The sequence below is a fragment of the Pseudarthrobacter sp. W1I19 genome, from assembly GCF_030817835.1.
Taxonomy (GTDB): Bacteria; Actinomycetota; Actinomycetes; order Actinomycetales; family Micrococcaceae; genus Arthrobacter.
Genome location: NZ_JAUSZR010000001.1, coordinates 2,922,706 through 2,945,792, shown reverse-complemented (window position 1 = coordinate 2,945,792; position 23,087 = coordinate 2,922,706). Strand labels below are relative to the sequence as shown.

At 66.4% G+C, this 23,087-nt stretch carries 20 protein-coding genes; 16 read left to right on the top strand and 4 right to left on the bottom strand.

What is annotated here, in order from left to right:
• Positions 1–86: 86 nt before the first annotated feature.
• The 5 genes from QF038_RS13840 to QF038_RS13820 all read left to right on the top strand — a co-directional run bounded on the left by QF038_RS13840 (position 87) and on the right by QF038_RS13820 (position 4,897).
• Positions 87–701, top strand: coding sequence for a hypothetical protein (locus tag QF038_RS13840; protein ID WP_307610645.1), 615 nt, complete (start codon positions 87–89; stop codon positions 699–701).
• Positions 702–810: 109 nt separating this feature from the next.
• Entirely contained in the window at positions 811–3,030 is a 2,220-nt protein-coding gene (gene ligA, locus QF038_RS13835) for an NAD-dependent DNA ligase LigA (RefSeq protein ID WP_307613483.1), read from the top strand.
• Complete coding sequence (locus tag QF038_RS13830; protein WP_307610644.1) at positions 3,027–3,857, top strand: inositol monophosphatase family protein; 831 nt, start codon at positions 3,027–3,029, stop codon at positions 3,855–3,857. Before ligA ends, QF038_RS13830 begins: the two co-directional genes overlap by 4 nt.
• Positions 3,858–3,963: 106 nt before the next feature.
• Entirely contained in the window at positions 3,964–4,467 is a 504-nt protein-coding gene (locus QF038_RS13825) for a GNAT family N-acetyltransferase (protein WP_307610643.1), read from the top strand.
• 46 nt (positions 4,468–4,513) lie between these two features.
• Positions 4,514–4,897: a RidA family protein gene (locus QF038_RS13820; protein WP_091418300.1), complete on the top strand. Its 384-nt coding sequence runs from the start codon at positions 4,514–4,516 to the stop codon at positions 4,895–4,897.
• 22 nt (positions 4,898–4,919) lie between these two features.
• On the opposite strand, the gene QF038_RS13815 is transcribed toward QF038_RS13820, so the two are convergent.
• The gene (locus QF038_RS13815; protein ID WP_307610642.1) at positions 4,920–5,582 is read right to left on the bottom strand and encodes a response regulator; all 663 of its coding nucleotides are present in this window, start codon (positions 5,580–5,582) and stop codon (positions 4,920–4,922) included.
• Entirely contained in the window at positions 5,575–7,323 is a 1,749-nt protein-coding gene (locus QF038_RS13810; RefSeq protein WP_307610641.1) for a sensor histidine kinase, read from the bottom strand. Before QF038_RS13810 ends, QF038_RS13815 begins: the two co-directional genes overlap by 8 nt.
• Positions 7,324–7,507: 184 nt before the next feature.
• Here QF038_RS13810 and QF038_RS13805 point away from each other — a divergent pair, with 184 nt between their 5' ends.
• From QF038_RS13805 to QF038_RS13785, 5 genes are all read left to right on the top strand, one after another.
• Positions 7,508–8,992, top strand: a complete 1,485-nt coding sequence (locus QF038_RS13805; RefSeq protein ID WP_307610640.1) for a CitMHS family transporter — start codon at positions 7,508–7,510, stop codon at positions 8,990–8,992.
• Positions 8,993–9,138: 146 nt separating this feature from the next.
• The gene (gene gatC, locus QF038_RS13800) at positions 9,139–9,435 is read left to right on the top strand and encodes an Asp-tRNA(Asn)/Glu-tRNA(Gln) amidotransferase subunit GatC (protein WP_142060287.1); all 297 of its coding nucleotides are present in this window, start codon (positions 9,139–9,141) and stop codon (positions 9,433–9,435) included.
• 2 nt (positions 9,436–9,437) lie between these two features.
• A complete protein-coding gene (gatA, locus tag QF038_RS13795; protein ID WP_307610639.1) occupies positions 9,438–11,033 on the top strand; it encodes an Asp-tRNA(Asn)/Glu-tRNA(Gln) amidotransferase subunit GatA in 1,596 nt (531 codons plus the stop codon).
• The gene (gene gatB, locus QF038_RS13790; RefSeq protein WP_142060283.1) at positions 11,033–12,541 is read left to right on the top strand and encodes an Asp-tRNA(Asn)/Glu-tRNA(Gln) amidotransferase subunit GatB; all 1,509 of its coding nucleotides are present in this window, start codon (positions 11,033–11,035) and stop codon (positions 12,539–12,541) included. Before gatA ends, gatB begins: the two co-directional genes overlap by 1 nt.
• A gap of 209 nt (positions 12,542–12,750) precedes the next feature.
• Entirely contained in the window at positions 12,751–13,344 is a 594-nt protein-coding gene (locus QF038_RS13785) for a hypothetical protein (protein ID WP_307610638.1), read from the top strand.
• 57 nt (positions 13,345–13,401) lie between these two features.
• Here the strand turns inward: QF038_RS13785 and QF038_RS13780 are convergent, their stop codons facing one another.
• On the bottom strand, positions 13,402–14,313 hold the full coding sequence (locus tag QF038_RS13780; protein ID WP_307610637.1) for a LysR family transcriptional regulator: 912 nt from the start codon (positions 14,311–14,313) through the stop codon (positions 13,402–13,404).
• Between the two features lie 144 nt (positions 14,314–14,457).
• On the opposite strand from QF038_RS13780, the gene tdh reads away from it, so the two are divergent.
• The 6 genes from tdh (at position 14,458) to QF038_RS13750 (ending at position 20,860) form a co-directional block, all read left to right on the top strand.
• The gene (gene tdh / locus QF038_RS13775; RefSeq protein WP_307610636.1) at positions 14,458–15,504 is read left to right on the top strand and encodes an L-threonine 3-dehydrogenase; all 1,047 of its coding nucleotides are present in this window, start codon (positions 14,458–14,460) and stop codon (positions 15,502–15,504) included.
• An 8-nt stretch (positions 15,505–15,512) separates the two neighbouring features.
• Positions 15,513–16,709: a glycine C-acetyltransferase gene (locus QF038_RS13770; protein ID WP_307610635.1), complete on the top strand. Its 1,197-nt coding sequence runs from the start codon at positions 15,513–15,515 to the stop codon at positions 16,707–16,709.
• 40 nt (positions 16,710–16,749) lie between these two features.
• Complete coding sequence (locus tag QF038_RS13765; RefSeq protein ID WP_307610634.1) at positions 16,750–17,862, top strand: FAD-binding oxidoreductase; 1,113 nt, start codon at positions 16,750–16,752, stop codon at positions 17,860–17,862.
• Between the two features lie 11 nt (positions 17,863–17,873).
• Entirely contained in the window at positions 17,874–19,085 is a 1,212-nt protein-coding gene (gene hutI, locus QF038_RS13760; RefSeq protein ID WP_307610633.1) for an imidazolonepropionase, read from the top strand.
• Between the two features lie 97 nt (positions 19,086–19,182).
• Positions 19,183–19,971, top strand: a complete 789-nt coding sequence (locus QF038_RS13755) for a DeoR/GlpR family DNA-binding transcription regulator (RefSeq protein ID WP_307610632.1) — start codon at positions 19,183–19,185, stop codon at positions 19,969–19,971.
• Positions 19,972–20,080: 109 nt separating this feature from the next.
• Positions 20,081–20,860 (top strand): CPBP family intramembrane glutamic endopeptidase, encoded by a 780-nt coding sequence (locus tag QF038_RS13750; protein WP_307610631.1) that lies wholly within the window; start codon positions 20,081–20,083, stop codon positions 20,858–20,860.
• A 217-nt stretch (positions 20,861–21,077) separates the two neighbouring features.
• Here the strand turns inward: QF038_RS13750 and QF038_RS13745 are convergent, their stop codons facing one another.
• On the bottom strand, positions 21,078–22,700 hold the full coding sequence (locus tag QF038_RS13745; RefSeq protein WP_307610630.1) for an HNH endonuclease signature motif containing protein: 1,623 nt from the start codon (positions 22,698–22,700) through the stop codon (positions 21,078–21,080).
• Between the last annotated feature and the right edge of the window lie 387 nt (positions 22,701–23,087).

Below are 23,087 nucleotides of genomic sequence, written 5' to 3'. Positions count from 1 at the left end.
ATTTGCGGCCCTGTTGTGCGGTGTAGAAGACTACCGGGGACACCAGAAAGCCGCGGTGGGGGACTGCGCGCATCGAAAGGTAGCAAATGACCCCGTCTCCACCGGTTCTCCGCGTTGCTTCGACGACGGCATCAGCAGCAGTCCTGGCCATCACCCTTGGCCTCTTTCCGGCCGGCCCGGCTTCCGCCCAAACTACAGAACCCACGCCCGCATCCACAACATCTCCGGACGAGTGTTTCCTGGTGTTCTGCGCGGCAGAGCCCGCCGGCGATCCCAAGCCCGCGGAGCCCACCCGGACCCGGAAACCGAGGGAACCGCAGAGCCCGCCGGCTCCGCCCGCCGATCCCGTAACGGCGGCTCCCGAGCAGCCGGCTCCCTCGGTGGCTGCTCCGGACCACACTGTTCCAGCGCCGGTTGCCCCGGCGGCGGAACCGGAAGAATCCACCAGCCCGTCCGCCGTCACCGCCACGGGATCTTCTATTTCTCCGCCACCCACCGGTGCGTCCAGCGGTCAGGACTGGAATACGCCCGTCACCCGGTCTGCCCGGGCCAGCCGGGTGGCTGCTGTCACCCCTGGCCGTGATCCAGATTCCGGTGATCCTGCCGTCCTGCCGATCATCGCCGGCGTCCTGTTGCTGGGCGCCGCCGGTGCCTCCTTCATGTGGTGGGGCAGGAACCGCTCCCGCCTCAGGGCTCACTAGGTGAAGGGTCACGGGTTCAGACCCTGCTGACGTGCCTTGATGGCAAGATAGGTCTGTGAGTACAGGACCAGGCCCCGCAGAACAGACCGCCACCCGCACCACCGAACCCGTGGAACCGGAAGCAACCCCCACCGACTCAATCCGCGAGGAATACGAGAACCTCGTGGACCAGGTCCGGAAATACCGGTTCGCGTACTACCAGGAAGACGAACCCCTGGTCTCCGACGCCGAATTCGATGAACTGTTCCGGCGGCTGGAGGAAATAGAGGCACTGCATCCGGAACTGGTATCCAACGACTCGCCCACGCAGGAAGTGGGAGGGGAAGTCTCCGCCGCCTTCGCCGCCGTGGAGCACCTGCAGCGGATGTACAGCCTCGAGGATGTTTTTTCCCTCGAGGAACTCGAAGCCTGGCTCACCAAAGCGTCGGCAAGCATCGAAAAGCTCGGTGACGGATCCCAGCAGCCCGCCTGGCTGACTGAACTGAAGATTGATGGCCTCGCGGTCAACCTGCTGTACCGGGATGGCAAACTGGTGCGCGCCGCCACCCGCGGCGACGGCACCACTGGCGAAGACATCACCCACAACGTCCTCACCATCAAGGAAATCCCGCAGGAGCTGAGCGGCGAAGGGTTTCCGTCGGAAGTGGAAATCCGGGGCGAGGTGTTTATCCCGTCCCAGGCCTTCGCCGAGTTCAACGAAGCGCTGATCGAAGCAGGCAAGGCGCCGCTGGCTAACCCCCGCAACGCGGCAGCCGGGTCGCTGCGGCAGAAGGACCCGGCGGAAACAGCCAAACGGCCCCTGAAGATGTTTGTCCACGGCATCGGGGCGCGCGAAGGGCTCCAGGCGCGCAGCCAATCCGAAACTTACGCCGTGCTGAAGTACTGGGGCCTGCCGGTCAGCCCCTACTCCGAAGTGCTGGGGAGCCTGGACGAGGTCCTTGACTTCATCAAGCGGTATGGGGACAAGCGCCACAAACTGCTGCACGAAATCGACGGCATCGTGGTCAAGGTGGATGACTTCGCCACCCAGCGGGCCCTCGGCTACACCACCCGGGTGCCGCGGTGGGCCGTCGCCTACAAGTACCCGCCGGAGGAGGTCCACACCAAGCTGCTGGACATCCAGGTCAACGTGGGCCGCACCGGCCGCGTCACGCCCTTCGGCATGATGGAGCCGGTCAAAGTTGCCGGGTCCACCGTGGAAATGGCCACCCTGCACAACCAGGACGTGGTCAAGGCCAAGGGGGTGAAGATCGGCGACATCGTCATCCTCCGCAAGGCGGGCGACGTCATCCCCGAAATTGTGGGCCCGGTCCTTGCCCTGCGGGACCAGCAGGATCCTCCGGTCCGTGACTTCGTGATGCCCACCGAGTGCCCCTCCTGCGGCACGCCCCTGGCTCCGGCCAAGGAGGGCGATGTGGACATCAGGTGCCCCAACTCAAAATCCTGCCCGTCCCAGCTGCGGGAGCGGGTGTTCCACCTGGCCGGCCGTGGCGCCTTCGACATCGAGGCCCTCGGCTGGGAAGCTGCCATCGCCCTCACCCAGCCGGCCGAGCCCGAGGTTCCGCCACTGACCACCGAAGCTGCGCTGTTCGACCTCACCCCGGAGATTCTGGCTGACGTCCGCATCAGGCGTGAGAAGCGCAGCAAGGGCGTGCCCACCGGGGAGTTCGAACTGGTGCCCTACTTCTACAGCAAGGGCACTGCGAAGTCGCCGTCCAAGCCCACCGCCACCACCGAAAAGCTGTTCAAGGAGCTGGAAAAGGCCAAGACCCAGCCGCTGTGGCGGGTACTGGTGGCCCTGTCCATCCGGCACGTCGGCCCCCGGGCATCGCGGGCGCTTGCGCAGGCCTTCGGCAGCATGGACGCCATCCGTGCTGCTTCGGAGGAAGAACTGGCACACGTTGACGGCGTGGGCCCCACCATTGCCGCCGCGCTCAAGGAGTGGTTTGCCGAGGACTGGCACGTCGAAATCGTGGACCGCTGGGCTGCAGCCGGTGTCCGCATGGAGGACGAGCGGGATGAGTCGATGCCCCGGACCCTGGAGGGTCTCACCGTGGTGGTGACTGGCTCCCTGCCGAACTTCAGCCGGGACGAGGCGAAGGAGGCCATCCTGCTCCGCGGAGGCAAGGCCGCAGGTTCCGTCTCCAAAAACACCAGCTATGTGGTGGCCGGCGAAAATGCCGGAACCAAGCTGGACAAGGCCGAACAGCTGGGTGTGCGCGTGCTGGATGAAGACGGCTTCCGGCAGCTATTGGCCGGGGGTCCCGCTGCGCTGGAGGATGGCGCTGGTGCCGCGGCGGAACCGGCCGGGGCGGAGGCGGCCTCATGAGCGGTGCCGGGGCAACACTCGTATCGCCGGCCGAACTGCTGGACGTGGCCAGGAAGGCCGCAGCGGCGGGTGCCCAAGTCCTTGCCGGCCGGAACGGTGACGCGCTCCAGGTCAGCAACAAGGGCGACGCCGGCGACTGGGTCACCGCGTTCGACGTCGCCGCTGAGAACGCCGTCCGCGACGTCATCGCGGCTGCGCGGCCGGGGGACAGCATCACCGGCGAGGAGCACGGCACCACCAGGCCGGCGGACCCCACCGGCTACCGCTGGTCCATCGACCCGCTGGACGGCACCACCAACTTCATCCGCAACATCGTCTACTACGGCACCTCCGTTGCGGTGGCGGATTCCGACGGCACCTGGCTGGCCGGCGTCGTCAACGCCCCTGCACTGGGCCGCATCTACTACGCTGCCCGCGGCCAGGGTGCGTGGCTGGAAGAAGCCGGAACCCTGATCCGGCTGGAAGGCCCCGTCCCGGGCCGCAAGGGGCAGATCCTTGCCACCGGCTTCAACTATGATCCGCTGGTCCGCTCCGAGCAGGCCACCCAGTTTGCCGGGCTGCTGGAGGGGTTCGCCGACGTCCGCCGGCTGGGGTCGGCCGCGCTGGACCTGTGCATGGTGGCCGACGGCACGCACGACGCCTTCGGCGAACGGGGGCTGAACGAGCACGACTTCTCCGCCGGCGCCCTGATCGCGGAGGAAGCCGGGTGCTGGGTCCGCCGGCCGCGGCTGACCAGCCCGCTGGATGGCGGGCCCACGGACCAGGAACGGCTGGACAGCTGGACGTGTGCGGCAAGCCTGGAGCTGTCGGGCAAATTTCCGCTCTGACTGCCGGTGTTCGCCCTGCCTGCCGGTTTTCGCCTTGACTGATAGTTCAGTCACGGAAAGCCGGGTTTAGCAGGATGGTACTCGTCAGTACCACTACCATTGATGGGTGCCTTCGCAGATAACCGTCCGTCCCGCCGTCGAATCCGATTTCGACGCCGTTGCCCGCATCACCAGGGATTCCTACCTGGCCGCCGGGTACTTTGACGACGCCGGGCACCCGTATATGCGCAAGGTGCAGGACGTCGCAGAGCGCGCTGGCCAGGCCACCGTCTGGGTGGCGGAGCGGGCCGGAGACGTGGTGGGATCGGTGACCCTGGCGTTGGCAGGCGAGCCGTACGCGGACATCGCCCTGCATGACGAGCTGGAATTCCGCATGCTGGTGGTGGACCCGGCCGTGCAACGCAGCGGCGCCGGAAAGGCCATGATGGCTGCCATTGTGGACCATGCCACGGCGCTGAACGGCATCAACGCCGTCTCGCTGACCACCGGAAGCACCTGGGAAAGCGCCCGCAGCCTGTACAACAAAACCGGCTTCGCCCGGGTGCCGGACAGGGACTGGTTTGTCCCCGGAACTGACATAAAACTGCTGGTTTACCGGCTGGACCTGTAGCCGCCCTAAAGTGGTGCCGACTCATTCCAGCTTTGAAAGGCCCACCATGCGCAAAACCTTCGGCACCGGCTCCGTCTGGGAACAGACCCTCGGCTACTCCCGCGCCGTCCAGGTGGACAACACCCTGTACATTTCCGCCACGGCCGCCAGCGGCGAGGACGGCATCGTGGGGAACGACTTCTACACCCAGACGCAGTTCATCCTGCAGAAGCTCGGCAAGGTCCTCGCGGACGCCGGCTTCAGCTTCGAGGATGTGGTCCAGTCCAAGCTGTACCTGACGGACATCAGCAAGTGGGAAGAAGCCGGCCGCGCGCACGGTGAAGTCTTCGGCGACATCCGGCCCACCCTGTCACTGGTGCACGTCCTGCCGTTCCTGGACCCGGAAATGCTCGTCGAAATCGAACTCGTGGCCCAGAAGAGCGCGAACTAACCCGCCGCCGCGGGGCTGCCCGTTACCCAGCCGGCAGGCCGTAGCGGTGCTCCGGCCTGCCGGTGGTCCCGTAGCGCAACTGGATGTCCACGGCGCCGTCGTCGGCCAGCGAGGACAGGTACCGCTGCGCCGTCGCCCGGGAAACACCCACCCTGCTTGCCACTTCCGCCGCCGAGTATTGCTCACCGGCGACCAGGGATTCGAGCACCGCAGCTTCCGTGGCGGACCTGGGCCTTGACGACGGCGTGACGTCACCGGGGATGAGCGAGCGCTTGGCCCGCTCCACCGCGTCCTGGTCCAGCGCTCCCGGCTGGGACAGCAGGCGCCGGTACCGCGCGTAGGACCGGAGCTGCTGGGACAGGGACTCCGAGGTAAACGGCTTCAGCAGGTAGCCCAGCGCACCCCGGCGGAAGGCCACGCGGATGGAAGCTGCGTCCGAGGCGGCACTGAGGATCACGGTGTCCACATCCAGTTGCTGCAGCAGGTCCAGCCCGGAGGCGTCGGGGAGGTAGACGTCCAGCAGTATCAGGTCCGGACGTAGGCTGTGGATGGCCTGCAGCGCCAGCGACGCCGTTCCCACCGGCGCCAGGGCCAGGAACCCCGCCACCGAATCCACATACGCGGCGTGCAGCTTGGCCACGTGGAAGTCGTCGTCCACGATCAGCACCCGAAAATCATCAGCCATGGGTGTCCTTTCCTGCGGCATCCCGGGACGCCGCATCATTGAGCCGGGAATCCTTGGTCCCCGCCGTAGTCCCCGCAGTGGTGCCAGGGAGGGTTGCCATAAAGACTGCTCCCGGTCCGCCCGGGGTTCCGCGGTCAAGCACCCTGACGTCCCCGCCGCGGCGCCGGGCCAGCTGGCGGGCCAGGGCAAGCCCGAACCCCTGGCCCCCGCCGGCACGTACAGGGCCGGAAGCGGTGGTGAAACCTTCGGCGAAGACCGCTTCGGCGTCCGTTCCCTCCGCCAGCCCGTCGCCCGAGTCGGCGACCACCACATGGAGGGTGCCGCCGTCGTCGCCCGGCTCATCCAGCACCTCCAGCTCAACCCAACGGTCCTCCGCCGAGCCGGCCACGGCGGCATTAACGGCATTGTCGATCAGGTTGCCCAGCACTGTGGTCACGTCCTGGGCATCGGTGACCTGCCCGCGGACCAGGGTCTCGGGCCCTATCCGCAGGGCCACTCCGCGCTCGTCGGCTTCCACGCCTTTGGCTCCGACGAAGGCCTGCAGGTAGGGGTCCTGGAGCAGCTCGGCCTGGTCCACCGGGAATTTCAGCGGCCCGGTGGCGGCCAACCGGGCAAGGTACTCGCGGGCCTGCTGGTGCTGGCCAATGCTCATGAACCCCGCGATGGTGTGCAGTTGGTTGGCGAACTCGTGCCGCTGCGCCCGCAATGCCGTGGACATGGTGCCCACGGCGTCCAGTTGCCGGGTGAGCTGCTGCAGCTCCGTGCGGTCACGGAGCATCACCACCCAGCCCAGGTCCTCCCGCCGGTGCAGGGCTTTGCGGGCGTTTGCCACCAGCACCCGGCCGGCCGCCACCAGTTCAACGGCGGAGGCGTCGCCGGGGCCGGACCGGGTCAGGGACTTCAGCAGGTCGGGTACGGGGGCGTCCGCCCAAGGGGTTCCGGCGAGGTCGCCCAGGCCCAGCAGGCGCTGCGCCGCGGCATTGAACACGGTGATCCTGCCGTCGGCGGAAACGCCGATCACGCCGTCGTCAACACCCTGGAGGACCGCCACCTGGTCATGGACCAGCGTGCTGATCTCTTCCGGTTCAAGGCCCAGGGTGAGGCGCTGCAGGCGGCGGCGCAGCAGGAAGGATCCCAGGACGCCGGCGAGCAGTGCCCCGGTGGCCGTCAACGCAACCGGGCCGATGTCCCGTTCCACGCTCTGGCCCACGGTTTCCATCGAGTACCCTACGCTGACCTCGCCCACCACAGTGCTGCTGCCGGGGCCGTAGACGGGTACTTTGGCGCCGGCGGACGGCCCCAGTGTTCCGGTGTTGCGGGTAGTTATTTCCTGGCCGGACAGCGCCGCGGACGGATCGGTGCTCACCCTTTCGCCGAGCCGCTGCGGGTCCGGGTGGGCCAGGCGTATCCCGGTTTCGTCGGTGATCACCACAAACAGTGCACCGGTCCGGGCGCGTACCGCTTCGGCGGATGCCATCAGCGGGCCAGCGGCGAGTTCGGAGGCCGGGGGAGTGCCGGGTTGTTCGCTGATGGCCAGCACATCGGCCCGTACGGAGGGATCCGATGCCACAGTCCGGGCCAGCGTCAGTGCCTGGTTCTCCGCCTCGCGGCCCACCCGGTCATAGGTCAGCCAGGCATGCACCGCGGCGCTGAGCAGAACCACCAAAAGCACCACCGCCAGCTGCAACAACAGCGTCTGGGTGGAGAACCGCAGCGGCGCGCGGGGACTGGAACGCGGCATGATCCTCCTCGATCCGGGTGGGTGTAGGGGTCTGCAAAAGCCCGTGAGCACAATGAGCTAAATGCTCGCAATAAGCAGTATGCCAATCAATTGAGCCAAAAGCACTGCCGTGACGCCGGCCACCCTACAGTCTGTAGCACGCGTCACACCGCTGTGCCGCTGTTCACAAAGAAGGAGCCCAGCCGTGCTGGTATTACTTGGATTCGCCATGATCGCGGTATTCATGGTGCTGATCATGACGAAGAAGTTGACGCCAGTGCTGGCGTTGATCATCGTCCCCACAGTTTTTGGCCTGTTCGCCGGCGCCGGCCTGGGCATTGGCGACATGGTGATGGACTCGATGAAGTCCATGACCTCCACAGCAGCCCTGCTGATGTTCGCCATCATCTACTTCGGCCTGATGATCGACGTCGGGCTCTTTGATCCGCTGGTCCGTTTTATTCTGCGCAAGCTGGGCAACGACCCCGCCAAGGTGGTCCTGGGCACCGCCCTGCTGGCAGCTGCGGTATCCCTGGACGGCGACGGATCCACCACCTTTATCCTCACCACCGCTGCCATGCTGCCGATCTACCTGCGGCTGAAGATGAGCCCCGTGGTCCTTACCTGCGTGGCGGGCCTGGCCAATGGCACCATGAACATCGTGCCTTGGGGCGGCCCCACCGCCCGCGCCGCCAGCGCCCTGAAGATTGACGTCAACGAGGTCTTCGTCCCCATGATCCCGTCCCTGGCCGCCGGCCTGGCCGTTGTCCTGGTCTTCGCCTGGGTCCTGGGCCTCCAGGAACGCAACCGCCTCCGCGCCACCCAGCCCGAAATCTGGGGAGTGCCCGATACCGCTGAAGCGTTCGACGGCGGCACCCCGGCCGCCGGCACCGGTTCCGGTACCTTCCGCAGCGGCGCAGGACGCAAGGGGAACAACCCCGGCGGAGCAGCTCCCGCCGTCGACGGTTCCGCCGGCTCCTCCGTTGCAGTCCTGGAACGCACCGAAACACTCGTGGACGAAGACCACACCGCCATGGCAGGCACTGCCCTGGATCCGAACCGCACCACCCTGCGCCCCAAGCTGCAGTGGTTCAACCTGGCCCTCACAGTGGCCGTGATGGGCATGCTCATCGCAGACCTCGTGCCCCTGCCGTATGTCTTTATGGTCGGTTCGGCCATCGCCCTGCTGGTGAACTTCCCTGACGTCAAGGATCAGGCCGCGCAGATCGTGGCCCACGCGCCGTCGATCGTTGCCGTGGTGAGCATGGTCATGGCTGCAGCAGTGCTCACCGGAGTGCTCACTGGCACCGGCATGGTGGAAGCGATGTCCGCCTGGCTGGTCCAGATCATCCCGTCCAGCATGGGCCCGCTGATGGCTGTCATCACCGGCCTCCTGAGCATCCCCATGACGTTCTTCATGAGCAATGACGCCTTCTACTTCGGTGTGCTTCCCGTCTTGAGTGAAACGGCTGCGCACTACGGCATCAGCGGAGCCGAGATGGCCCGCGCCTCCATCACCGGACAGCCGTTCCACATGCAGAGCCCGCTGGTTCCCGCCATCCTGCTCCTGGTATCACTGGCCAAGGTTGACCTGGGCGACCACCACAAGAAAGTCCTGTGGCGCGCGGCAGTGGTTTCGCTGGTCATGCTGGGAATTGGAGTGCTGACTGGAGCCATCGGTATCGGTTAGTCTGTACCTGCCGCGTGTTGCCCCTTGTGGGCGGCACCCCGGCATGAAGGTGCCCGTCTGACGCCCGCTGGGGGTCGTCAGACGGGCATCTCCGTTTCCCCACTAGAATGGATCGGAAATCAATTCAAACTTTGCAGGGGAGATCCATGGCTGCGATCAACCGTGACGATGTCGCGCATCTCGCGCGGCTCGCTCACATTGAGATGAGTGCTCAAGAGCTGGACAGGATGGCCGGAGAACTCGCCGTCATCGTTGATTCGGTTAAATCCGTCAGCGAAGCCGCCGGTGACGACGTGCCGGCCACGTCCCACCCCATTCCGCTCAGCAATGTCTTCCGCGAGGACGTGGTGGGGCACACCTTCACAGCGGAACAGGCACTTTCCGGTGCACCGGACTCAGACGAGAACCGCTTCAAGGTTCCGGCAATCCTGGATGAGGCTTAACCATGACTGACAGCAACGAACTCATCCGCCTCTCCGCCGCTGCACTGGCCGAAAAGCTGGCCGCCGGCGAGGTAACCTCCGTCGAGGCCACCCAGGCCTACCTGGACCGGATCGCCGCAGTGGACGGCGGCGAACGTGGCGTCAACGCCTTCCTGCACGTCAACGCCGAGGAAGCGCTCGCCGTCGCCGCCGAGGTGGACGCCATCCGCGCCGCCGGCGGCGCCGAAGCCGAAGCCCTGCATGTGCTGGCCGGTGTGCCCATCGCCGTCAAGGACCTCATCGTCACGGTGGGCCAGCCCACCACGGCAGGGTCGAAGATCCTCGAGGGCTGGCACAGCCCCTACGACGCCACCGTTGTGGAGCGCCTGCGCGCTGCCAAGATGCCCATCCTGGGCAAGACCAACCTGGATGAGTTCGCCATGGGCTCCTCCACCGAACACTCCGCCTACGGGCCCACCCGCAACCCGTGGGACCTGGACCGGATTCCGGGCGGCTCCGGCGGCGGTTCCGCGGCCGCCGTCGCCGCCTTTGAGGCTCCGCTGGCCCTCGGTACCGATACCGGCGGGTCCATCCGCCAGCCCGGCGCTGTCACCGGCACCGTGGGCGTGAAACCCACCTACGGCAGCGTGTCCCGCTACGGAGCCATCGCCATGGCGTCCTCGCTGGACCAGATCGGCCCCGTTTCGCGGACCGTCCTGGACTCGGCACTCCTGCACCAGGTCATCGGCGGGCACGATCCCCGCGACTCCACCTCGCTGCCGGACCCGCTGGCGGACCTCGTCGCCGCAGCGAAAACCGGCAGCGTTGAGGGCCTGCGGATCGGCATCATCAAGGAGCTCCACGGCGAGGGCTACCAGGCCGGCGTCGAAAACCGCTTCAACGATGCCCTGGACCTGCTCAAGGAGGCAGGGGCGCAAATCGTTGAGGTTTCCTGCCCCAACTTCCAGTACGCCCTGGGCGCCTACTACCTCATCATGCCCTCCGAGGCGTCCTCCAACCTCGCAAAGTTCGACGGCGTCCGCTACGGCTTGCGCGTCCTGCCCGAAGAGGGCCCCATGACCATTGAACGCGTCATGGGTGCCACGCGCGCCGCCGGCTTCGGCGACGAGGTCAAGCGACGCATCATCCTGGGCACGTACGCCCTGTCCGCGGGCTACTACGACGCCTACTACGGCTCGGCGCAGAAGGTCCGCACCCTGGTGCAGCGCGACTTCGATGCTGCCTTCACGGTGGCGGACGTCCTGATTTCGCCCACGGCCCCCACCACCGCTTTCCGCCTCGGCGAGAAGCTGGACGATCCGCTGGCCATGTACCTGAACGACGTCGCCACCATCCCCGCCAACCTGGCCGGCGTTCCGGGCCTGTCCCTGCCGGGCGGCCTTGCGGACGAGGACGGACTCCCCGTGGGCATCCAGTTGCTGGCCCCGGCCCGCGAGGATGCCCGCCTGTACCGCGTGGGCGCCGTGCTGGAGTCGCTGCTCGAGGCGAAGTGGGGCGGCCCGCTGCTGGCCCAGGCCCCGGACCTGGCCGGTGCCGTCGCCGCCTCGCCGGTGGTTGAGCCTGTCGAAACCCTTGTTGGAAGCCAGGAGGCAAAATAATGAACACCGACGCAATCCTGAGCTTCGAAGAGGCCATGGAGAAGTACGATCCCGTCCTGGGGTTCGAGGTCCACGTGGAGCTCAACACCAAGACCAAGATGTTCTCCTCCGCCCCGAACGTCTTCGGTGACGAGCCCAACACCAACGTCAACGAGGTGGACCTCGGCATGCCCGGCGTCCTGCCGGTTGTGAACAAGGCCGCGATCGAGTCCTCGATCAAGATCGGACTGGCGCTGAACTGCAAGATCGCCGAATCCTGCCGCTTCGCCCGGAAGAACTACTTCTACCCGGACACCCCCAAGAACTTCCAGACCTCCCAGTACGACGAACCCATCGCGTACGACGGATACCTGGACATCGAACTCTCTGACGGCACGGTGTTCCGGGTGGAGATTGAGCGCGCCCACATGGAGGAGGACGCCGGCAAGCTGACCCACATGGGCGGTGCCACCGGACGGATCCAGGGAGCAGACTTCTCGCTGGTGGACTACAACCGTGCAGGCGTGCCCTTGGTGGAAATCGTCACCAAGCCCATCGAGGGTGCCGGTTCCCGCGCGCCGGAGCTGGCCAAGGCGTACGTGGCTGCCGTGCGCGAAATCGTGAAGAACCTCGGTGTGTCCGACGCGAAGATGGAGCGCGGGAACGTCCGCTGCGACGCCAACGTCTCGCTACGCCCGCACGGCCGTGAACGGTTCGGCATCCGGTCCGAGACCAAGAACGTGAACTCGCTGCGCGCCGTCGAACACGCCGTCCGCTACGAGATCCAGCGGCATGCCGCCGTGCTGGACTCCGGCGAGCCGGTCATCCAGGAGACCCGCCACTGGCACGAGGACACCCGCACCACCACGTCCGGCCGCGCCAAGTCCGACGCCGACGACTACCGCTACTTCCCGGAACCTGACCTGGTTCCCGTGGTTCCGTCCCGCGAATGGGTGGAGGAGCTGCGGGCCACGCTGCCCGAGCCGCCGGCCGCCCGCCGCAAGCGCCTGCAGGCGGACTGGGGCTACTCTGACCTGGAATTCCGCGATGTAGTGAACGCCGGAGTGATGGACGAGATCGAGGAAACCATCGCCGCCGGTGCTTCGGCTTCCGTCGCCCGCAAGTGGTGGATGGGCGAGATCGTGGGCCGGGCCAAGAACGCCGACGTGGACCCGGGCCAACTTGGTGTCCAGCCCGCCACCATTGTGGAGCTCGCCCGCATGGTGGAGGAAGGCAAGATCAACAACAAGATGGCCTCCGAGGTGCTGGACGGCGTGCTCGCCGGCGAAGGCACCCCGGCGGAAATCGTGGAGAAGCGCGGCCTGGCCGTGGTTTCCGACGACGGGCCCCTGCTCGAAGCCATCGACGCTGCCCTGGCGGCGCAGCCCGACGTCGCGGACAAGATCCGCGGCGGTAAGGTCCAGGCCATCGGCGCCATCGTGGGCGGGGTTATGAAGGCCACCCGCGGCCAGGCTGACGCCGCCCGGGTCCGCGAGCTGATCCTGGAGAAGCTGGGCGTCACTGTCTAGCCCGCCCACCCCAACTGGGTAGCGCAAAGTGTCGTTTTGAGCGTTCATAACGACACTTTGCGCTACCCAGTTTTGCTTTAAGTAGTACTCAGGTCACCGTCGGCCGCTGACTACTCGTGTGCAGCGGCATGCGGCGGTCCTACACTGTAGCTCCAGGGCGCCGGTTCCAAGGGAGGCCGGCCCTGCCGCTTTTGTGGGAGGTATGTTTTATGTCCGGTCGGGAACCACTTAAATACCGTAAAGCCGTGCTCGCAGGGGCGGTAGCCCTGGCTCTGACCGGGACAGGGGTGGCCTTTGCATGGGCAGCGAACGACCCCGCCTCGCCGCCGCCCTCGCAGTCGCAGTCCGAGCGGGGCAAGTCGGACGAGGCTCCGGGGCAAAAAAAGCCGGACAAATCCCAGCGCCCCCAGCACCTCCACAGCGAAGGCGTGGTCAAGAAGGCGGACGGCACTTTCCAGACTATCCTTGAGCAGCGCGGCACGGTGGAGGCCGTCAGCGACACCTCGATTACCGTCAAGAGCGAGGACGGCTACTCCCAGGCGTATGCGGTTAACGCGGACACGAAGGTCACCAAGGCTCCGGCCGCTGAGCCGGACAACGCCCAGGGAACGGACGACGGCGGCAAGCGGCTTAAGCCAGCCGAGGGAACCATTGCGGACATCGCCACTGGGGACACCGTCCGGATTGCCGGAGTAAAGGACGGCGACCAGGCCACGGCGGAGCGGATCTCGGAGGGTGCCGGTGACGGACCCGGGTTCGGGATGGGCCGCGGGCACGGCCACGGCAAGGGCCACTCAAAGTAGGTAGCGGCAAGTGCCGTTTTGGACGCTCAAAACGGCACTTGGTGCTACCCAGTTGGGTCAGCCCTGCTCCACCAGCCCGGCCATGATGCCCTGCAGCGCTTCGGAGACGATCATGACCGACCGCCGCTTCAGGTTTTCCGGCCGGGCCAGCAGGTCGATCCGGCGCCGGGTGCTGATGCCCTCAAGCGGCCGCAGCACGATATCGGGATTGAGCACGGGACCTGCGGTGTACCGCGGCAGCAGCCCCACCACCCCGCCGGCAGCCACCAGCGCGGCCACGGTGGAATAGTCGTTGATCCGGTGGACGATGTTCAGTTCGCGGCTGGAGACGGCCGCGACGGCGGACAGCACATCGGCGGGGGAGTAGCCGGTGTGGCTGGTCACCCAGGCCTCGCCGCCGACGTCGTCCGCCGTGACGGCAGGCTTCCCCGCTAAGGGGTGAGCGGCGGGCAAGGCAACATCCAGCGGCTCGTGCGCGAGTGGTATCACCGTGACCCGTTCGGCGGGCCAGCGGGGGCTGTGGTCCATCCGGTGGGCCAGGACCAGGTCGTAGCGCGCCGTCAGGGCGGGGAAATCCTGCTGCGCCACATCCTCATCCGACAGTTCGATCCGTGGCTGGCCCGGGGCATCGAGGATCCTCGCCAGGGGCGCAAACACCGCCTGCCCCACACTGTGGAAACCGGACAGCGTTACCCGCCCTGCCGCATCGCCGTGATAACTCCCGATGGCTCCGCGGGCGTCGGCCATGGCGCTGACGACGGCGGCACCAGCGTCAGCCAGCACCTGGCCTGCCTCGGTGAGCACCAGGTTCCGGCCCTCTTTGCGGGTCAGCGGCACGTCCACAGTCCGCTGCAGCAGGGCCAGCTGCTGGGACACTGCCGAAGGCGTGACCATCAGCGTGTCCGCTACAGCCTTGACGCTGCCCAGGGCGCCTAGTTCCCGCAGGATTTCCAGCTGGTGTATCTCCATGCGTTCAGTCTATGCGTTAGCTTTTGCTACATCGTTGATTGAGAAATTAGCGGTTGTGCTAAAGCTTCTTCCTCGCTGTAATGAGGAGGTCAGCACCCGCCGACGACGCAGACAACGTGACGCAGACAAAGAGTAAGGAAGCCGATGAAGGCTTTGTACAAGGCCGGCCCACAGGCCGGCTTCGAGTTCGTGGACCGCCCCGAACCGGAAGCCGGTCCCGCCGACGTGAAGATCCGCGTGATGACCACCGGCATCTGCGGTACCGACCTCCACATCCAGTCCTGGGACTCCTGGGCACAGGGGATCATCGCAGCGCCCCTCATCCCGGGCCACGAGTTCTACGGTGAAGTGGTGGAAGTGGGCGAGGACGTCCGCGATGTGAAGGTCGGGGACCGGGTGTCCGGCGAAGGCCACGTAGTCTGCGGTATCTGCCGGAACTGCCGGGCGGGCCGGCGGCAGATGTGCATCCACACCGTGAGTGTGGGCGTCCAGCGCGACGGTGCCTTCGCCGAATACGTGGTGATTCCTGAAACCAACGTCTGGGTCCACCACGATCCCTCCGTGACTCCTGAACTCGGCGCCATCTTCGACCCCTTCGGCAATGCCGTGCATACCGCCCTGAGCTTTCCGCTGGTGGGCGAGGATGTGCTGATCACCGGAGCCGGGCCCATCGGGCTGATGGCCATCGCCGTCGCCCGCCACGCCGGTGCCCGCAAGATCGCCATCACGGATGTGTCGCCACACCGGCTTGATTTGGCCCGCCAACTGGGCGCAGACCTCGCCATCAACGTCGCCACCACCAGGGTCCACGACGCCCAGCGTGAGCTGGGCATGCGGGAGGGATTCGACATCGGCATGGAGATGTCCGGCCACCCCACCGCCTTGCCGGAGATGATCGACAACATGAACCACGGCGGCCGGATCGCGATGCTGGGGCTGCCCAGCCAGGACATCACGATCGACTGGGGCAAGGTGGTGACCCACATGCTGACGCTCAAGGGCATTTACGGCCGCGAAATGTACGAGACCTGGTACGCCATGAGCGCCATGCTGTCCTCCAACCCCGTACTGCACGCGGGCATCTCCGCCGTCGTTACTGATACGCTCCCTGCCACCGCCTGGCAAAAGGGTTTCGAGCTTGCCCGCAGCGGCGCCGGTGGAAAAGTTGTCCTCGACTGGACCCGACTCTAAGGAACACCATGTACACCTCGATCAAGGACCAGCTGGACGCCGAGCTGGAGGAGATCCGCACCGCGGGTCTCTTCAAGACCGAACGCAGCATCAACTCGCCCCAGTCAAGCCACATCACCGCCGGAGTGCTCGGCCAGCCAGGCGCGGACGTGCTGAACTTCTGCGCGAACAACTACCTGGGGCTGGCGGACCACCCGGACATCATCACTGCAGCCAAGGAGGCCATGGACGAACGCGGCTTCGGCATGGCAAGCGTGCGCTTCATCTGCGGCACCCAGGACCTGCACCTGGAACTCGAAGCCCGCGTCTCCCGTTTCCTGGGAACCGAGGACACCATCCTGTTCTCCAGCTGCTTCGACGCCAACGGCGGGGTCTTCGAATCCCTCTTCGGCCCGGAGGATGCCATCATCTCCGACGCCCTGAACCACGCCTCCATCATCGACGGCATCCGCCTGTGCAAGGCCCAGCGGTACCGGTATGCCAACCAGGACATGGCAGACCTTGAGGCCAAGCTGATGGAGGCGAAAGACGCCCGCCGCAAGATCATCGTCACCGACGGCGTCTTCTCCATGGACGGGTACCTCGCGCCGCTCGAAGCGATCTGCGACCTCGCCGAGAAACACGACGCCCTGGTGATGGTGGACGATTCGCACGCCGTTGGTTTTATGGGAGCAACCGGAGCCGGCACTCCGGAACACGCAGGCGTGTCCCACCGGGTGGACATCTACACCGGCACGTTCGGTAAGGCACTGGGCGGCGCCTCGGGCGGATACGTCTCCGGCCGCAGTGAAGTGGTGGCCATGCTCCGGCAGAAGGCCCGGCCCTACCTGTTCTCCAACTCGCTGGCTCCGGCCATCGTGGCCGCCACCATCAAAGCCCTTGACCTGGTGGAGAACTCGGCGGATCTCCGGCGTCAGCTTTTCGAGAATGCCGCGCTGTTCCGCCGCCGCATGATGGAGGAAGGCTTTGACCTGCTGCCGGGAGAGCACGCCATTGTCCCGGTGATGTTTGGCGACGCCGTCCTGGCCGCCAAGGTGGCCGACCGGATGCTGCAGCACGGCGTCTTCGTCACCGCCTTCAGCTTCCCGGTGGTTCCGCGCGGGGCAGCGAGGATCCGTGTGCAGCTTTCGGCCGCGCATTCAGCGGACGACGTCGAGGCGTGCGTGGGTGCCTTCGTGGCCAGCCGTGCCGAGGTGGCAGGCTGACAACAGCCACGACCTGCCTCAACTCTGCGAGGATGAAGGCATGGCAGCTCATTACGACGTCCTGATAGTCGGCGGCGGCATCGCCGGCTTGTCCCTGGCCTCTGCCTTGGCAGGGAATTGCACCGTGGCGCTGGTGGAGGCGGAGCAGGAATTGGCGTACCACACGTCCTCCCGCTCCGCCCGCCAGCTCATCCCCAGCTACGGCCCGGCAGTGGTCCAGGAACTGACTGTCCGCACGTTGGAGTTAATCGCCGCCCGAGACGCTGAGTTGCCTGAGCCGGTGCTCGCGCCGCGCAGCTTTATGCTGGTCGGTTCGGAGCAGGCAGTGGCAGCCGAAGCCAGCGGCCACATGCGTGCCATTACCCCGGCCGAAGCGCTGGAACTTTGCCCGGCCCTCGTTCCCGGAACCTTCACCGCTGCCGGCCTGGATACCGGCTCCTTCGGCTGCAACGCCCCCCTGCTGCTGGAGGATCACCGCCAGCGCGCGCTCGCCGCCGGCGTGGACATCATCACCGGCGCCAGGGTCCACTCCGCGCAGCGCGTGGGCTCGGGTTGGCAGGTGGGTGCCGGCATGGAAGCCTTCGAAGCCGGTGTGCTGGTGAATGCTGCCGGCGCCTGGGCGGATGAACTGGCTGTCATCAGCGGGGTGGAGAAGCTCGGACTGCAGCCGTACCGGCGCACTGCGGCGATTGCCGCCGTCGAACGCCCCCTGCCTGAACACAGCCCCATGGTGGCTGCCGCGGATAACTCGTTCTACTTCCGTCGGGACGGGGAGGACATCCTGATCTCCCCGTCTGAATCAGTGCCCAGCGGGCCCGAAGACGCCAAGCCCCGGCCCGGGGACGTGGAGCGCCTGGTGGCCCGGCTGAACCAGGTGACTACGCTGGGCATCACGGAGGTCCGCAGGGCGTGGACCGGGCTGCGGACGGAAGCGGCCGACGGCGTGCCGGTGGCCGGTTTCGACGCCGAAGCGCCGGGCTTCTACTGGCTTGCCGGCCAAGGGGGTTACGGCTTCCAGACTTCAGCGGCGATGGCGGAACTGGCCGCCGCCCACATCCTTGCCGGCCGTGGTACGGCTGAGGCAGCGGGGACGGGTCCGGCATCCCGGACAGCGCAGGCGCTGGCAGCCACCCGCTGGTCCGTCCGGCGCTGAAGAATGGTCCTATGAGCACCCTGATCACCAATATCGCCGAGCTGATGACCCAGGACCTGGACCACCGGGTCTTGAAAGATGCCGCCGTGGTGATTGACGGCGAGCGGATTTCGTGGATCGGTGCTGCAGCCGACGCTCCCGCTGCGGATGACGCGGTCGACGCGGGTGGGCGTGCCATGCTCCCGGGGTGGGTGGACTCGCACACCCACCTGCTGTTTGCGGGCGACCGGACGGCCGAATTCGAGGCGCGGATGGCGGGCGAGTCCTACTCCGCAGGCGGCATCGGGGTGACGATGAACGCCACCAGGGCAACGTCCGACTACGACCTCACTCGGCTGGCGCTGGGCCGGGTGGCCGAAGCCGTTTCGCAGGGAACCACCTACCTGGAGACCAAAACCGGATACGGCCTGGACGTTGAGCATGAAGCCCGGAGCGCGCGCATCGCCTCCACCATTGCGGACCAGGTGACATACCTTGGTGCGCACCTTGTCCCCGCCGGGCAGGATCCGGACGACTACCTGGACCTCGTGTGCGGCCCGATGCTCGCCGCTGTCCGCCCTTACGCGCAGTGGGCCGACGTGTTCTGTGAGGAGGGGGCCTTCGACGCCGAGCAGTCCCGCCGGGTCCTGCTGGCCTGCCGCGACGCCGGCCTGGGACTGCGCGTCCACGGCAACCAGCTCGGCGAGGGGCCCGGTGTCCAGCTCGCGGTTGAGTTCGAAGCCGCCAGTGTGGACCACGTGAATTACCTGGCGGACAAGGACGTGGATGCCCTGGTCGGGACCTGGACCGGGTGGGATACCGCCACCGGAACCGGTACTCGCGGCACGGTGGCAACATGCCTGCCCGCCTGCGACCTCTCGACCCGCCAACCACTTGCCCCGGCGCGGGAACTCCTCGACGCCGGTGTCCAGGTGGCGCTCGCCTCGAACTGCAACCCGGGCACGTCCTACACCAGCTCCATGGCCTTTTGCGTGACAACGGCGGTGCTGCAGATGCATCTGAGCGTCCATGAAGCCGTGCGGGCTGCAACCTACGGCGGGGCTCTCGCGCTAGGGAAGGACAAGGGGAACGACGTCGACGGCGAACGGGCGGTGGGTTCCATCGCCGTCGGACATCGGGCTGACCTCCACCTGCTGAACGCGCCGTCCGCGACGCACCTCGCGTACCGCCCGGGCATGCCGCTGACGTACGCTGTATGGCGGGCTGGAGCTCGGGCTCGCTGACCTTTTCCTCCGATGTGACGTTAGATGATCATTTGGGTTCTGTTATGATCAGGAAACGTCATCGAAGCTGGTGGCGGGAGTATCTGGAGGCACTTGCATGACCCGCACCGACCGTCTGACGGCAATCCTCGACCTCCTCGCCAAGACCGGCCAAGTTGAGGTCGATGAGATCGTCAGCACCCTCCACGTCTCGCCTGCCACTGCCCGGCGCGACCTGGACAGCCTGGCCAAGCGCCGGCTGCTCACACGTACCCGGGGCGGGGCCACAACGGGTGCCCTTGCCTACGACCTCCCCGGCCGGTACAACCGGGATGATCACGCCGAGGCCAAGCAGCAGATCGCCCAGGCCGCGTCCGACCTCATAGCTCCCGGCGCCGTTATTGGCCTGTGCGGCGGCACCACCAGCACTGTGCTGGCACAGATCCTGGCCACCCGGGAAGATCTCAACGCGCCCTCCAACCAGCCCACCCTGACGGTGGTCACAAACGCCATCAACATCGCAGGGCAGTTGGCCGTGCGGCCCAATATCAAGGTCATGGTTACCGGCGGGATCCTGAACCCGAGGTCCTACGAACTGGTGGGCCCCTACACGGACATCATTATGCAGAAGGTGGTGCTGGACATCGCCTTCATCGGTGTCAACGGCATCGATCCCGAGGTAGGGCCAACCAACACGGGGGAGGGCGAGGCATCGGTCAACGCCCTGCTGGCCAGCCGCGCGCGCGTTTCCTACGTGCTGGCTGACTCCTCCAAGGTTGGCGTGCGTGCCTTCGCCACCATGGACGGGTACAACTTCACCCGCCTGATCACGGACTCGGGCATCTCGGCGCGGGACAAGGCGGCATTCGAGGCCAAGGGCACGGAAGTGATTGTGGCCGGCAGCTGACCGCGGGGCCGGCCCCGGCGCCAGGTTAGGCGTCCGGCCCCAGTAACCACGCTGCCGGATGCCAGAGGGCAATCAGGGCTGATCCAGAAACTGCAGGCAAGATAGGTACATGCTGGTTCCCTCCCGCCGTCGCCTGCGGATCGAAGTCTGGATTGTCTTAGGCCTGTCCCTGGGGCAGTCTGCCGTGTACTCCGTGGTGCAGCTTCTGGACAAGATGACCCGGGCGCCGCTGGCGGAAGGCACCTCCACCCTGAACCGCTCCCAGAGCACCCGGGAGTATTTCGACCTCACCTACCAGCTGCTGGACATCATTTTCGCGCTTGTGCCGGTGCTGCTGGTGATCTACTTCCTCACCGACCAGCGGCACGCTGCGGCAGGCGACGGCGGCAACCCTGGTTCCGCATTCCGCAAGCTGGGCTTCAACTTCGCGCGCCCGGGCCGGGACCTGCTCCAGGGGCTGGGACTGGCGGCGCTGATCGGCATCCCGTCCCTTGGCCTGTACGCGGCGGGAAGGGCGCTGGGAATCACCACCGCGATCATTCCCAGTGCGCTGGACGCCTACTGGTGGACAGTCCCGGTGCTGATTCTGTCCGCCATCCGTCATGCCGTGGTGGAGGAAGTCATTGTGGTGGGGTATCTGATGGACCGGTTTGGGAAGTTCGGCTGGAGCGTGCCGCTCGCCATTCTGGTGAGCTCGCTTCTGCGCGGCAGTTACCACCTGTACCAGGGGTTCGGACCATTTATCGGCAATTTTGTGATGGGGGTGGTCTTCGCGTGGCTGTATACCCGGACGCGGCGGGTGATGCCGCTGGTGATCGCCCATGCACTCCTGGACATCGTGGCCTTTGTTGGCTTCAGCCTCTTTGGCAGGGCGGTCGGGCTGGGCTAAGGCAGGCAAGCTGACCCAGCCCAAGCTGACGCAGCCAGGTTGATGCGGCCGAATTGCAGCCAAGCTGACGCGCCCAAGCTGACCCGCCCTAGCTGGCACAGCAAGCGCTCGGTCGACGGCAGTTCATCCGTGTCGGAGTGATTCACCCGTCCAGCACCGAACGCCTGGCATGCGTCATCTGCGGGTCACCGGGCGGCACTCTTAGATTCCGGGTTCGCTAAGAGCGGCCGTGGAGGAACCGTATGATGCTGCCTTCTCCTGTGGAGGGACCGTAGACAAAATCAGGTGGCAGGCAGGTCGGATTGAGGCGAGCGGGTTGCGGTTGTCCTGGCTTCAGTTGTTGTGGCCAGTTGGGTGGTTCCCAGTCCTGGTGTTCGCTTTTGTAGTGCCTGCCGGTAGGTGAGGTCCAGCCGGGTGGTTCGGTTTTGGTAGCCGGGGTGGGTTTCCAGCCGCTGGTGTGGCGGAGTTTGTGGTGTTTCGGGCAGGGTTGTCCCAGGTTCGATACCCCGGTGCTGCCGCCCTGATGCCACGCGAGGATATGGTCGGCCTCGTTGTCCAGGGATGGGTTGTTGCAGCCGGGGAACGGGCATTTACCGTCCCGCAACCTGAGCCAGTTCCGCATCGCCTTGCTCACCCGGTAGCTGGTCCGGCCAATCTCCAACGGTGCCCCGTCCCGCGGATCTACCAGCACACGATAGAACGAACCGGCACCTTCAGCGACGAGCCGCCGGGCCATTGACGGCGGGATCGGGCCGTAGCCGTCCAGCATTGCCGGTTCGTCGGTCAGGCCCATCAGGGTGAGCACGGGGACGGTGACCAGAACCTGCGCATGGATCGGTGATCGCTGGCCGGAGGCTGGTCCTGGACCTGTTCCACCCCCGCCACCAACACCGCCGCCCGTCAGTCCACCGCCAGGGCTGCCAGCCACGCCGTTCCCGTTGTCGCCGGGAGTACCGCTGCCGTGCAGGCCATCCATTCTTTCGGTGCTGTTACCGTTGCTGCCGCCTGCATGGGCGAACCCGGTGTGGTTGCCGCTGCCAAGGATCGCATCGGTAAAGGTGTCGGCCTTCAACTGGGTGAGGGTGCGGGTCTCGCCGGGTCCTTGCATTCCGCGGGCGAGGGCGGTGAGCCGGTTCCAGCCCGCCATCGCCTGGTCCGCGGGCAGGCAGGCGGACAGCCAGGCCATCCCGTCGCGGTCTGGCCGGTATTCCACCCGCCGGTCCGCCACACCCTTGACGTGGCGCTTCTCCATGGATTCGGGGTGGTGGCGTTCCCGCCAGTTCTTGGCCTTATGGCGGAACCGGTAGGCGGGCAGCTCCCCGATGGGGGCGGCCGTAGGTGGCCGGGGCACGTCCGGGTCCAGGAAGTGTGCCTCGAGTGCGGCGGCGCCGGCGGGGTCAAGGCCGGCGGTTTCCTCCACCACGACCATGGCATGCTGCCAGGAGATCGTCCCGGCCTGCAAGGCCGACAACGTCAGCGGCCGTTCCTTCGTTATGGCGTGGGACGCGGCCGGGAATGCACCGGCTGCCCGGGAACCGAGAGCCAGGAGGGCGCCGATTTCCGCGGCGACAGCCATCTCCTGCGCCTGCACCGGCACGGCCGGCCCCGCAATGGCGTGGGCAGTGTCCGCATACGTGACGGCAGCCCGGGCCTTCAAACCAGCGATCCCGGCGTCCGCCACCCGTGCCCTGGCAAGAATGTCCAGGCACCCATCCGCCAGCCCGGCTAACGGATCAGCATCCGCGAACGGCTCCGAACCACACCCCTCCGCCTCCGCGTTGAGCACAACAAGGGCGGCCTTGATGTCCTCAAATGCCTTCACCACCGCCGCCTTCCCCATAAACCCATCATGACAACGGGGTCTGACATTTTGGGAGCGCCAAGTTTCGGTTCCTGGGAGAACTATGAAAAGTTTCTTGCACGTCCGACCAAAGGGAGCCGATCGAAAACGCGCATCGCAGCGGGTAGGAGCTCCCACACCCGGCACCCCCGTACGAATTAAGATGACCGGAAACTATGTGAAGGCGCTGGGGTCATTTGTGTAGCTTGAGTCAGAGCGACGACGGAGCAGCAAGCGGCAAATGGCGCCGGTGCCGTAGCGCACCAGTCCCGCCGGCGCCGGTGCCGTAGGGCAGCAGCCCCACTCGCCACTGGAGCATTCCAGCAGAAGGTGTGAGCAACGGGAGGCAGAAAATGAATTCGGCCGCCATCAACTGGTGACGCCGTT